We start from the raw sequence: 12,070 nt of genomic DNA, 5'->3' as shown, positions 1-12,070 counted from the left end.
TCAACACACACCGATATGTTAAAACTAGTCCTCGAACTGCGGTGGCCTGGCAGACTCAGTGTGTGGCCGGCGCTAGCTGAAACTGTGAACTAGCGGTAAATTTATACCGGGACCGTGTGAAGCGACCCCATGCAGCTACGACGGAGTGATATCCGGTGAGCGAGTCTGTCCTGCTCTCCATCGACGACGGTATCGCCACGCTGACGCTGAACGAACCAGAGACGCGGAACGCACTCACACAACCGGTGTACGACGCGCTAGAGCGACACCTCGACACTATCGAGACAGCGTCCGACGTTCGATGTGTCGTCATCGCGGGCACTGGCGAGTCGTTCTCTGCCGGCGGCGACATCGAGGGGATGAGCGAGCGGCTCACGAACGACGACCCGACCGACGACGCCGTCAGCGAACTCGCTCGACGGACCCGCGATACCATCGCCAGAGTCGTCGCGCTCCCGGTCCCGACCGTCGCAAAGGTCGACGGGTCGGCCGTCGGGGCCGGCGCGAACCTCGCTATCGCCTGTGACATCCAGCTGGCGAGTGAGTCGGCCAGCATCGGCTTCGTGTTCCGGCAGGTCGGTCTCGGCGTCGACGCCGGCACCTCGTATCTGCTCCCACGAATCGTCGGGACGAACGTCGCGAAAGAGCTCGTGTTCACCGGCGAGATACTCGACGCAGAGCGAGCCGCGGAGCTGGGCCTGTTCAATCACGTCTACGACGCCGAGGCGTTCGAATCCGAAGTCGAGGCGACCGTCAGCCGCATCGCCGATGGCCCGACCGTCGCCCTCCGGCACTCGAAGCGACTGCTGCAGGACGGACTGGAGAAGTCCTTCGACCGCGCCCAGCGCGACGAGGCGACCGCGCAGGGCATCGTCTTCGAGACCGCCGACCACAGGGAGGGTGTCGAGGCGTTCCTGACAGACCGGCGACCGGAGTTCGCCGGCCGGTGATGCGACCCGCAGTTTTTCATGACACGGAATCCAATCAACGATCATGACTGAACACAGCAGCGACTACTACCAGCGACTGGTCGACGAACGTACGCTCGAAGAATTCCTTACGAGCGAGATCGGCCCGGCCGAGACGTTTGACGTTGCGCGCCACGAGCAGGGCCACTCCAACGAGACGCTGTTTGTCACCTGGGGCGACCGAGAACTGGTCGTCAGGCGGCCGCCGCCGGGCCAGACCGCCGAGACGGCCCACGACGTGTTGCGGGAGTATCGCGTCATCGACGCCCTGCAGGACACAGCTGTCCCGGTCCCGCCCACGGTGCTGGCCTGTGATGACCACGATATCATCGGCAGTGATTTCTACGTGATGGCTCGCGTCGAAGGGACCGTCATCCGAGACGCAGAGCCAGCGCGCTTCGCGAACGACGACGCTCGGGAGGCAGTCGGAACGGAACTGGTGGATACCCTCGCGGCCATCCACGAGGTTGCTCCCACAGCCGTTGGCCTGTCTGACCTCGGCCGTGCGAAAGGGTATCCGAAGCGGCAGGTCACGCGCTGGGGGAAACAGCTAGCCTGGGCATTCGAGCGGACGGCCGAATCCCGAACCATCCCGGAACTGGAGCGGGTCGGCTCGTGGCTACAGGAGGAGTGCCCTGCGGACCACCCGGAGACACTGGTCCATGGCGATTACAAGCTCGACAACGTGCTGTTCGGGCCCGGTGACGACCCGGAGCTCGCCGCCGTCTTCGACTGGGAGATGGCGACGCTGGGCGACCCACGGGCCGACCTCGGCTGGATGCTTTCGTACTGGCGCGACGCCAAGGACCCCGAGCCGGAGATTCCCGACCTCGCGACGGAGTTCATCGAAGCCCCGGGCTACCCGACCCGTCGAGATCTGGTCGACCGCTGGGAAACCCAGACCGGCCTGACGTTCGAACACGAGCGGTTCTATCGAACGCTCGCCGTGTACAAGCTCGCCGCCCTCGGCGAGATGTTCTACCGCCGCTATCTGGAGGGCAACGCCGACGACCCGTTCTATCCGTTGATGGAGAACCGCGTCCCGGCGCTGGCTGACCGCGCGATCCGGATTATCGAGGGCGACGAGCCGCTCTAGAAACAAGCTGTATCGTCAGGAGTGGCCGTTTAAATTGTATCTGCGGTGCCTGCACCATCCAGAACAGCCGACGGGGGGCCATCGGCTCCGGGAACCCCGGCGACGTAAGCACTGCAGGGAGTGCAACGACTGAGGAGCGTAGCGAGCCGCGGAATCGGAGCCCGTCGAGGCTTCCCGGTGGCAATACTCGTCATCCCACGAACCACAGTCGATACCAGGGGATGATTGATATGTGTTGCAATAGACACTAGGCGTATGGCAGCAGACCAGCCAGAAATAGCGACAGTGGCAGTGCTCGGTGCGGGAACGATGGGCCACGGTATCGCCGAGGTCACGGCAATCGCCGGCTACGACGTCGTGTTGCGTGACATCGATGAAGATATCGTCGAAAATGCCTACAGCGAAATCGAGTGGTCGCTCGACAAGCTCGCCGAGAAGGGACGACTCGACGAGACCCCCGACGACGTGGCGGCGCGGGTCGTGACAACGACCGATCTGGAGGCGGCGGTTAGCGACGCCGATCTGGTCATCGAGGCCGGCCCGGAACAGCTCTCGGTGAAACAGGACATCTTCGAGTCCGTCGACGCCGCCGCACCCGATGATGCGCTGCTGGCGACCAACAGCTCCTCGCTGTCGATCACAGAGATTGCCACAGCGACGGAGCGGCCGGACTCGGTGCTTGGACTCCACTTCTTCAATCCGCCGGTGAAGATGGACCTCGTCGAGGTCATCTACGGCGAGCAGACGACCGACGAGACGGCCGAGCAGGGCTACGAGTTCGTCGAGTCCATCGGGAAGACGCCGATTTACGTCCGCAAGGACGTGCGCGGGTTCGTCGTCAACTCCGTCCTCGGGCCGTTCATGAGCGAGCCGGCCTGGATGGTCTCGGCGGGCGAGGCGACCATCCGCCAGGCCGACGCCGCAATGGTCCACAAGCGGGGCTATCCGATGGGGCCGTTCGAACTCAGCGACCTGACCGGCATCGACATCGGCTACCACGTCCGCAAGGAGGCTGGGACGCCGATTCCACCCATCATGGCGGAGAAGGTCGAAAACCAGACTCTCGGCCGTAAGACCGGTGAGGGGTACTATGACTACGACGACGGCGACGGCCCGGACTACGGCCCCGAAGACGCTGACGGCTTCGACCATCTCCGCGTCGAGGCGGTGATGGCGAACGAAGCCGCGAAGCTCGTCGGCGACAACGTGGCGACGCCGGACGCCATCGATACGGGGATGCGACTCGGGGCCGGATTCCCCGAAGGGACCTGCCGTCGGGCCGACGACATCGCCCTCGATACAATCCTCGAAAAGCTTCGGACGCTCCACGAGGAGTACGGCGACGCCCGCTACGAGCCAGCCGACTACCTCGTCGAGCTCGTCGAAGCAGGCCACACCGGAAAAGATGCGGGCCGGGGCTTCCACGAGTACGACACCGGTGACGACCCGGGCGACTATCACACTATCAACTGGGCGCTGGACGACGATGGCCTGCTGGAGGTCGAACTCGACCGCCCGTCGCGGATGAACGCCATCAGCGAGACGCTCGCCGACGAGGTCGTGGATCTGCTCTCGTCGGTCGATGACGACGACGTCCGGGCCGTTGTGTTCGCGGGTGCCGGGGACCGCGCCTTCTCCGCCGGGGCCGATATCTCCGGGTTCGCGGACCGCGACCCCGCCCAGACCTCGGAGCCGACAGCGGTGTTCACCGCCGTCGCAGAGTATCCCCGGCCGACGCTGGCGTGCATCGACGGCTACTGTCTCGGTGCGGGGCTGGAACTCGCTCTTGCCTGTGACCTCCGGCTGGCGACGACCGACTCGGAGTTCGGCTTCCCCGAAATCACACTCGGCCTGTTGCCCGGCGGTGGCGGGACACAGCGCGCAATTCGAATGCTGACCGACGCCCGAGCGAAGGAGCTCGTCTTCCGCGGCGAGCACATCTCCGCCGAGCGGGCGGCCGACTGGGGGCTCATCAACCGCGCCGTCGAGGCCGAGGAGTTCGACGCTACTGTCGAGGCGTTCGTCGATGACCTCGTCTCGGGGGCGCCGATTGCCCTCCGGAAGGCCAAGCGCGTGATGAACGAGGGAGCCGACCAGAGCCTCGACGCCGGCCTCGAGATGGAAAGCCAGGCCTTTGCGCTCCTGTTGACGACCGACGATGTGAAAGAAGGAACGGCGGCGTTTGCGGCCGACCGTGAACCGGAGTTCGAAGGGACGTAGCGACCGTTCCGATAGCGGCTCGGCTCCCTACTCGCGGTAGCGGCGGACCGGCTCCAGCTCCTCGCTGTCCACGTCTTCGAAGGCCTCGCGGGCGATGGTCCGGAGATGGACCTCGTCAGCGCCGTCGACGATGCGGAACGTCCGGACCAGTTCGTAGAAGTCCGCCAGCGGGAGGTCCCGGCCGATGCCGTTGCCGCCACAGAACTGGACCGCGGTGTCGATGGCGTCCTGTGTCGCCCGGGCGGCGAACACTTTGCTCATCGACACCTCGACGCGGGCTTCGTTGCCGGCGGCGATGGCGTCCGCGGCGGCCCGGACCAGCGCCCGCGCGGCCTGAATCTGTGTCTCCTGTTCGGCGATTTCAAACCGGACGTGTTGTTTGTCGGCCACGGAATCGCCGAAGGCCTGCCGTTCGGTGGTGTAGGCTTTGGCGATGGACAGCGCCCGCTCGGCCATTCCCGAGAAACGCATACAATGGGTGAGCCGCGCCGGGCCGAGCCGTTGCTGGACGTGCTGGAAGCCGTTGCCTTCCTCGCCCAGCAGGTGCTCTTCGGGGACGCGGACGCCATTGAACTCGATTTCGGCGTGGCCCTTCGGGTCGCCCTGGCTGCCCATGTGCGGGACGTTCCGGACGATGTCCACGCCGTCGGCGTCGGCCGGGACGATAAACACCGAACACCCCTGGTACGGATGCACATCCTCGTCCGTCCGGGCGAAAACGAGCAGGATATCGGCGTCGACGCCGCCAGTCGTCCACCACTTGTGGCCGTCGATGACCCACTCATCGCCGTCCTTCTGCGCCGTGGTGCGTATCATCTTCGGGTCGGAGCCCGCGCCCTGCATCGGCTCGGTCATCGCGAAGCCCGACTGTATTTCACCCTCAACGAGTGGGTCCAGATACTCCGATTTCTGGAGGTCCGTGCCTTGCATCTCCAGCAGGTGCATATTGCCCTCGTCGGGCGCGTCGACCCGCATCGCAATCGGGCCGAGAAGGCTTCGACCCGCTTCCTCGAACGTCGGCAACACGTCCCGGAAGTCATAGCCCATGCCGCCGTGTTCTTCGGGAATTTGCGGGGCGTACACGTCGTACTCCCGCGCAGCAGCGCGGAGGTCCCGAACAGTCGCGTCCGAGATCGCGGTCCCGCCCGCGAGTTCGCGCTCCCGCGGGATGACCACCTCGTCCATCAGGTCGCTGGCACGCTCGGCGAGTTCAGTCGCGGCCTCGGAATCGGTGAACGATATCATGGCACAGTCTCGTTCTCGCACGTCGACATTATAAGTGTTGGAGCACAGCGAACGCGTGGTCGGTCGTTTATTTGCCGGAATCGTGTGCCGGTACGTCACCGCGGCGTACCCACCACGACACCGGGCGTCGGCGGTAGTTTCATGCCCGGGCCAGTTCAAGCCGCAGCCGTGAGCGAGAGTCCAGATGTCGAGGCCGTCTTCTGGGACATCGGGGGCGTCATCCTTCGGATGGCGTCCGTCCGGGCGGCCCACCGCGAGTTTGTCGAACGCCTGTGTGCGGAGTACCCGGCGGCCACCGGTTCCGACGCGGCCCTCGAACGATGGCGGGCGGTTCTCGGAGCGTACTTCGACGAGCGCGATGGCACCGAGTTCCGGCCGGCCCGCGAGGGCTACCGGCTGGCAGTCGACGAGATTCTGACAGTCGACCCCGACGAAACCGAGTGGGAAGCACTGTTTCAAAGAATCCGCGACGAACAGGTCGAGCCCAACCCCGACGCCGTCGCGGCTATCGAGGAGCTGGCTGCTGCACCGCTCCATCAGGGCGTCATCAGCGACGTGGACGACACCGAGGGCGAGCACCTGTTGCGGACCTTCGGCGTCTGGGGCGCGATGGACTCGTACACCGCCTCGGAGGCCGTCGGTCGAACCAAGCCGGACCCCGCAATGTTCGAAACGGCGCTCGAAAAGGCCGGGGTCACACCGGCGCGGGCCGTGATGATCGGTGACCGCTACGAGCACGACATGGACGGCGGGACACAGGCCGGGCTGTGGACGGTCGCTTACGGAGCCAAGAGCGGACCCGCCGTGGATATCGCGCTCGACGACCTCCGGGAGTTACCGGACTGGCTCGGGGTCTCGGACGGGGAGTGACACCGCGGTCCCAGCCGTCGGTACTGGTCCCGAAGCTCAGATGTCGGGCGTCTCTTCGAGCCGTGGGACGCCGGCGGCGGTGATAGTCTGGCCGACGATGTACGACGACGCCGGGCTGGCGAGGAACCGCGCGATGTCGGCGATTTCCTCCGAGAGACCGATACGGCGCTCGACGGCGTCGCGGTCGATGTTGTCGGCGCTGACGCCCATCTGTGACTCGACGCCCGGCGTGGCGACAAAGCCCGGCGCGATGCAGTTGATGCGGATGTCGCGGTCAGCCCACTCCGCCGACAGCGTCGACGTGAGGTTGCTGACGCCGGCCTTGGCGGCCCCGTAGTGGCTCATATACGGTGCGCCCTGTTCGCCGGCGACGCTGGAGAGGTTGATGACTGTCCCGCCGTCGCCGTCGGCCAGCGCGTCGCCGGCCGCCTGCGTGCAGTGGTAGGTCCCGTGGAGATTGATATCGACGATGGTCTTCCAGCCGTTCTCGCTGATGTCGTCGAACCCGGCCATGAAGCTCGCGCCGGCGTTGTTCACGAGCACGTCCAGCCCACCGAACTCGTCGACGGTCGCCTCGACCAGCGCCTCGACGGCCTCACGGTCTGTTACGTCGCATTCGATGGCGACCGCGTCACCGGACCGGTCGCTGTCGTTGATCTCGTCGGCGACGGGGCCGACGTTGTCCTGTTCGCGCGAGCAGACAACTACGTCGGCTCCGTCGGCCGCGAACTCCGCCGCGATTGCCCGGCCGATGCCGCTCGATGCGCCCGTGATAATCGCCCGCTGCCCCTCCAGATTAAACCGCTCCGTGTGTGGCTTTGACATCGCTTCCGACATCTCGGGCATCCCCAATAAAGCTACGTCCTGAGTGCTCTCTGCCGGGTTCCGTTGAATATAGTTGAACAGCCAGAGTCAGCTGTGGGTACTGCGTATCGTTGCGGTGGTGAGAGCAACCGGAGAACCCCGGTACCATTAACACCGGCGCGGGACACGGTGACGACGTGTATGTCCAGCAACAGTAGCAGACCGCAGTCCCGGGACCAGCGGGTGCGGACGCGGCAGTGGCGACTCGACCAGAAACCGAAGCGTCGTTCCGCAGTCACGTGCGAGGGGCGGTACGATGGCCGGTGAGTTCAACGCAGTCGAAGTCGGCGACTGCTTCACCACGTCGGGGCGAACCATCACCGAGGCCGATGTGGTCAACTTCGCCGGTGTCAGCGGGGACTTCAATCACCTCCACACGAACGCCGAGCGGATGGCCGACTCGGGGTACGGCGAGCGCATCGCACACGGTGCGCTGGTGTTTTCGGTTGTCACCGGATTACTGTGGCAGGCCCGCGACGAGGCCGAAAAGCGGCACATGGTCGCGTTCTACGGCATCGACCGCCTCCGGTTCATCAAACCGGTGTTTCTGGGAGAGACAGTGCATGTCGAGGCCGAAATTGTCGACAAAGAACGTCGGGACCACCCGGTTGCGACGGGCGTCGTCCGGACCGAGGTCACCGCCCTGAATCAGGCCGACGAAGCCGTCTTTTCGGCCGAGTTCCTGACGCTCCGGCGGTAGACTTCGCGGTCTCTCAGCCTCAGTGCGGTCACAGCACGCGGTCGGCGATGATGTTCTTCTGTATCTCGCTGGTCCCCTCGTAAATCTTGGTGATGCGGGCGTCGCGGTAGTACCGCTCGACGTTGTGGTCGGTGACGTAGCCCGCGCCGCCGTGGACCTGAATCGCCTCGTCGGCCACGTCGACGGCGTGCTCGCTGGCGAACAGCTTGGCCATGCTGGCCCACTTCGCCGCTTCGTCGAGGTCATCGGAGTCGATGGCGCTCGCGGCACGGTAGGTGAGCGACCGCGCGGCTTCGACGTTGGTCGCCATCTCGGCGAGCTTGTGCTCGATAGCCTGAAACTCGCTGATGGGCTGGCCGAACTGCTCGCGCTCGTTCGCGTACTGGATCGAGTCGTCGATGGCGGCCTGGGCGGTGCCGACGGCCTGTGCGGCCACGTTCGCCCGCCCACTGGCGAAGAAGTCCATCAGCTGATAGAAGCCAGCATCTTCCTCACCGATGAGGTTCTCCTCGGGCACGCGCACGTCGTCAATGATGATTTCGGCCAGATCCGACGCGCGGATGCCGAGTTTGTTGTCGATTTTCTCGGCCTGCAGGCCGTCGGTGTCCGTCGGCACGAGGAACGCACTGATACCCTCGTGGCCGGCGTCGGGGTCGGTCTTTGCCATCACGACCATCACGTCGGCGACGGTGCCGTTCGTGATCCACATCTTTTGCCCGTTGAGTACCCAGCCGTCACTGTCCCGTTCGGCGTAGGTCTCGATGCCGGCCACGTTCGACCCGTGGGCGGGTTCGCTGATGGCGCTGGCACACGCCGACTCGCCGCCCGTAATGCGCGGCAGCCACGTCTCTTTCATCCACTCGTCGCCGTACTTATGGATCATAGTCGACCCGAAGCCACGGGAGCCGATGGCGCTCCCGATGCCTGGGTCGGCCCGCCAGAGTTCTTCGGTGACGATGACGCCGGTGAGGCTGTCCATCCCTGCGCCGCCGTACTTCTCGGGAACTTCCGGCGCGATAAGGTCGTACTGTGCCGCCTGCTCCATCAGTTCCGCTGGGTAGCGCTTCTCCCTGTCACATTCTGTTCCGAGCGGCTCGATCTCGTTCTCGCCGAACTCACGCACCGCTTCTCGGACTGCCGTCTGCTCGGCGGTCAAGCTAAACGCCATACACAATGTGTGACAGCTACCCACATATAGATTTGGCCGTGTACTGTCACGGTGGGTGTTTCCTGTGGACTGGAATCTGACCACCGAACGGCTCTGGAACAGTAGCAGTGACACAGCGGTATCGCCACACAGGCTCCACTGTCGCTCTTCTGATAACTCTCGTCTGTGAGTGCGACGTTCTGCTGTGTAGAGTTCCGTATACTAGAACAATTGCTGTGGTGCGCCACACTTGGACGTTCACAGCCTGTCCGTTCGGTTTCGCGAGAATCAGATCGAGGAGGATAATACCCGTACTTTTGTTATCCGGTAGCCAGCAGTCCGGTCGACAGTCAGCCCGATTGAGCGGCCAGACTGGGGCGCTAAGTCGCTATCTCGTTGAACTGTGTCCTGTATGTCGGGCTAGATTCCGCGTGTCTGTTGGCACCACAGCGAAGCATCGGTGCCGTTCTGTTTACTGCAACAGTCAGCGGTTGGCGACGCCTGCTGACCAGAACAAACAGTTGTAAAATACCATGAGTGGTGCCCCATCACGCTTTATGCACACAAATATCCATTTCTGTTCTCAAAAAGGCACTTATGTCTATGTATCTCGCGTTTTGGTTCTTTCTAGGAGAGATATATTCTTATAACTCCCACATATGGCTATACCATTCCTAATATGCGGATAGGCGGCGAGAGGGGTTTTGCAGAGAAACAAGCGAAAGATACACACGTTGTTCGGTATACAGAAACGTATTTCTATAAGTATGCACATATCCGGACCTATGGGAGACGAAGAAGACCTCGAAGGCGAAGCCGTGTCCGTATCGATGGAGATATCGGGAAATTACGACGAAGTCATGTCGAAACTGGCAACAGAAGACGAGGGGTCGACATCGCTCGTCTCGCTGCTCGACGACCTCGAACAGTTGCTTGATACGGTGGTCCGGATGGACGGTGGGACACGCAGTGCAATCGCACAGCAACTGCCCGAGGATATGACCGTCTCCTTCGACGCGCAGGCGGTCGTCGATACGCTCCAAGTGCTCGAACGCTACGACCTCGTTGTCCTCGAAGGCAACACCTGGAAGCCAGGCCCGAAACTCACTGCCGAAGAGTAAGAACCACTGCGTCGCATCCGCAGTGGGCCGACTTGTCCCACACCGGAGCGAGTGTGGTGGCGAACTAAAGTCCGGCCGGTAGCAGGCGACTAGTTCGCCACAAACGGCCAGTAATAGCCGAAGCCAGTGGCTGTAACACCTGCCGAAGCGCCAGTTACGGCGTTCAACAGCGATGTCCTTCCAGCCGGCGTAACGGCGTTCGGTAGCGTCCTCCTGTCGGCTGTCAGCAGATAAAGAGCTGTATAACAAACAGTGGATAGCATGGAAGACTATGTGCGAGCACGCTTCGTGCTCGTACTCTCCCGACGCCCACCGTTCCATGCTCCCCTGTACGGGACGGTTCCACGCCGGGTTTGCCACCCGGCCTCGGTCCCCAACACGTCCGTAAAGTAACCGCAGGCTCCTTACGGGCCCGAGCTGAGACTGAGCTCGTCTTCGGGAATCGTCCCGCCGACATCGGCCTGCAGCAGAGAGCCGTTCAATGTCGTCCCACCCGAGTTTTCTCAGGACGGACGCTTACGGTGGCAGGAGCATACCTATCGTCTGCTGACTGCCGAGTGGTAGTTGCTATTGAGAGGCGCAGCACACTCGATAGCACGTCAGACACGTTATTGAATCCTTACATAACGACACCCAGAAACTGTCTGTATTCATATGTATGTCGTCCGTTGAATGGTCAGTTTTCGTAGATTAATACACGTACAGCGACGTCCTCTTCAATAGAATCCTGATCCACGTTTTGGGACTCTAATCGTACTATACCGGCGTGAAAAGATGTATGTAATCATATATATCTGCGAAGTGGCGGCTACCAGCGGTGGTGGACGTCCTCGAAGACGTACTCCTCGTAGATGTCTCGGACCGCGCCGTGGACCTGATTCGAGAGCGGGGCCATCTCGCTGACGGCTGCGTTCGCCCGGACGTGTTCGGGGTTGGTCGAGCCTGGGATAACCGTCGACACCGCGTCGTGGTCCAGAATCCAGCGCAGCGCCATCTGGGCCATCGTCATCCGCTCGGGGACGTAGCCGCTGAGTTCGTCGACGGCGTCGAAACCCGCATCAACCGGGAGGCCCGCGAAAGTCTCGCCGCGGTCGAACGCCTCGCCCTCGATGTTGAAGTTTCGGTGGTCGTTCTCGGGAAACTCCATATCCCGGGAGAGCTTGCCCGTCAGGAGCCCAGAAGCCAGCGGGACCCGGACGATGACGCCGATGCTGCGGCGCTTGGCCTCCTCGAAGAACAGCTCCGCGGGTCGCTGGCGGAACATATTGAAAATTATCTGGACCGTCTCGACTTCCGGATACTCGATGGCTTTCAGCGCTTCCTCGACGCGTTCGACGCTGACGCCGCAGTGATCGACCTTCCCTTCCTCTTTCAACTGCGCCAGGGCGTCGAACGTCTCCGGCTGGTAGTAGGCGTCGGTCGGTGGGCAGTGCAGTTGCAGGAGTTCGAGCGTGTCAACCCCGAGGAACTCCCGCGAGCGGTCGACGTGCTCGGCAAGGTTCTCGTAGTTGTAGCGTTCTGCCGTATGCGGGTCAAGCCGGCGGCCGGCCTTCGTCGCGACGGTCACTTCGTCGCGGACCTCGCGTTCGTCGAGCACTTCGGCGATGCGCTGCTCACTGAAGCCGTCGCCGTACACGTCGGCGGTATCGATGAAGTCGACGCCCGCATCAAGCGCGGTCCGGACCGTATCTCGTCCTTCCTCAGCCGAGACATCGCCCCAGTCACCACCGATGTTCCAGGTTCCGAGCCCGACAGCTGTCACGTCGTACCCTGTCGTCCCTAACTGTCGTCGGTTCACGTACGACCGTACCGGCGGCGGTCACTTGGTGTCTGTGGTAC

The 12,070-nt window shown here is 63.2% G+C and carries 10 protein-coding genes; 6 read left to right on the top strand and 4 right to left on the bottom strand.

The features are described 5' to 3' along the window. Nucleotides 1-155 precede the first annotated feature (155 nt). The 3 genes from C437_RS01020 (at nucleotide 156) to C437_RS01010 (ending at nucleotide 4,284) form a co-directional block, all read left to right on the top strand. Nucleotides 156-950 (top strand): enoyl-CoA hydratase/isomerase family protein, encoded by a 795-nt coding sequence (locus C437_RS01020; protein ID WP_004515023.1) that lies wholly within the window; start codon nucleotides 156-158, stop codon nucleotides 948-950. Nucleotides 951-993: 43 nt separating this feature from the next. Then, the gene (locus tag C437_RS01015) at nucleotides 994-2,064 is read left to right on the top strand and encodes a phosphotransferase family protein (RefSeq protein ID WP_004515022.1); all 1,071 of its coding nucleotides are present in this window, start codon (nucleotides 994-996) and stop codon (nucleotides 2,062-2,064) included. A 255-nt stretch (nucleotides 2,065-2,319) separates the two neighbouring features. After that, on the top strand, nucleotides 2,320-4,284 hold the full coding sequence (locus tag C437_RS01010) for a 3-hydroxyacyl-CoA dehydrogenase/enoyl-CoA hydratase family protein (RefSeq protein WP_004515021.1): 1,965 nt from the start codon (nucleotides 2,320-2,322) through the stop codon (nucleotides 4,282-4,284). Between the two features lie 27 nt (nucleotides 4,285-4,311). On the opposite strand, the gene C437_RS01005 is transcribed toward C437_RS01010, so the two are convergent. Further along, nucleotides 4,312-5,529, bottom strand: coding sequence for an acyl-CoA dehydrogenase family protein (locus tag C437_RS01005; protein ID WP_004515020.1), 1,218 nt, complete (start codon nucleotides 5,527-5,529; stop codon nucleotides 4,312-4,314). 168 nt (nucleotides 5,530-5,697) lie between these two features. On the opposite strand from C437_RS01005, the gene C437_RS01000 reads away from it, so the two are divergent. Beyond that, nucleotides 5,698-6,399 carry an HAD family hydrolase gene (locus C437_RS01000; RefSeq protein ID WP_079992057.1) on the top strand — a complete coding sequence of 234 codons (702 nt, stop codon included), beginning with the start codon at nucleotides 5,698-5,700 and terminating at the stop codon, nucleotides 6,397-6,399. A 36-nt stretch (nucleotides 6,400-6,435) separates the two neighbouring features. Here C437_RS01000 and C437_RS00995 read toward each other — a convergent pair whose 3' ends face one another. Beyond that, nucleotides 6,436-7,245: an SDR family NAD(P)-dependent oxidoreductase gene (locus C437_RS00995; RefSeq protein ID WP_004515018.1), complete on the bottom strand. Its 810-nt coding sequence runs from the start codon at nucleotides 7,243-7,245 to the stop codon at nucleotides 6,436-6,438. A 274-nt stretch (nucleotides 7,246-7,519) separates the two neighbouring features. Between C437_RS00995 and C437_RS00990 the strand changes: the two genes are divergently transcribed. Beyond that, a complete protein-coding gene (locus C437_RS00990) occupies nucleotides 7,520-7,963 on the top strand; it encodes a MaoC family dehydratase (protein ID WP_004515017.1) in 444 nt (147 codons plus the stop codon). Between the two features lie 28 nt (nucleotides 7,964-7,991). Here the strand turns inward: C437_RS00990 and C437_RS00985 are convergent, their stop codons facing one another. Continuing rightward, entirely contained in the window at nucleotides 7,992-9,131 is a 1,140-nt protein-coding gene (locus C437_RS00985) for an acyl-CoA dehydrogenase family protein (protein ID WP_004515016.1), read from the bottom strand. A 764-nt stretch (nucleotides 9,132-9,895) separates the two neighbouring features. On the opposite strand from C437_RS00985, the gene C437_RS00980 reads away from it, so the two are divergent. After that, nucleotides 9,896-10,231, top strand: coding sequence for a hypothetical protein (locus C437_RS00980; protein ID WP_004515015.1), 336 nt, complete (start codon nucleotides 9,896-9,898; stop codon nucleotides 10,229-10,231). 808 nt (nucleotides 10,232-11,039) lie between these two features. Here C437_RS00980 and C437_RS00975 read toward each other — a convergent pair. Continuing rightward, on the bottom strand, nucleotides 11,040-12,029 hold the full coding sequence (locus C437_RS00975) for an aldo/keto reductase (protein ID WP_004515014.1): 990 nt from the start codon (nucleotides 12,027-12,029) through the stop codon (nucleotides 11,040-11,042). Nucleotides 12,030-12,070 lie beyond the last annotated feature (41 nt).

It is taken from the genome of Haloarcula vallismortis ATCC 29715 (assembly GCF_000337775.1).
In the GTDB taxonomy this organism is placed as follows: Archaea; Halobacteriota; Halobacteria; order Halobacteriales; family Haloarculaceae; genus Haloarcula; species Haloarcula vallismortis.
Note: the sequence above shows the minus strand (reverse complement) of the source record. Positions and strands in the feature narration are given on the sequence as shown.

What these genes read in the sequence shown, in the direction of transcription:
- C437_RS00995 (WP_004515018.1), bottom strand. Translation starts at nt 7,245, where the DNA reads ATGCCCGAGATGTCGGAAGCGATGTCAAAGCCACACACGGAGCGGTTT.
- C437_RS00985 (WP_004515016.1), bottom strand. Translation starts at nt 9,131, where the DNA reads ATGGCGTTTAGCTTGACCGCCGAGCAGACGGCAGTCCGAGAAGCGGTG.
- C437_RS01005 (WP_004515020.1), bottom strand. Translation starts at nt 5,529, where the DNA reads ATGATATCGTTCACCGATTCCGAGGCCGCGACTGAACTCGCCGAGCGT.
- C437_RS01010 (WP_004515021.1), top strand. Translation starts at nt 2,320, where the DNA reads ATGGCAGCAGACCAGCCAGAAATAGCGACAGTGGCAGTGCTCGGTGCG.
- C437_RS00990 (WP_004515017.1), top strand. Translation starts at nt 7,520, where the DNA reads ATGGCCGGTGAGTTCAACGCAGTCGAAGTCGGCGACTGCTTCACCACG.
- C437_RS00980 (WP_004515015.1), top strand. Translation starts at nt 9,896, where the DNA reads ATGGGAGACGAAGAAGACCTCGAAGGCGAAGCCGTGTCCGTATCGATG.
- C437_RS01015 (WP_004515022.1), top strand. Translation starts at nt 994, where the DNA reads ATGACTGAACACAGCAGCGACTACTACCAGCGACTGGTCGACGAACGT.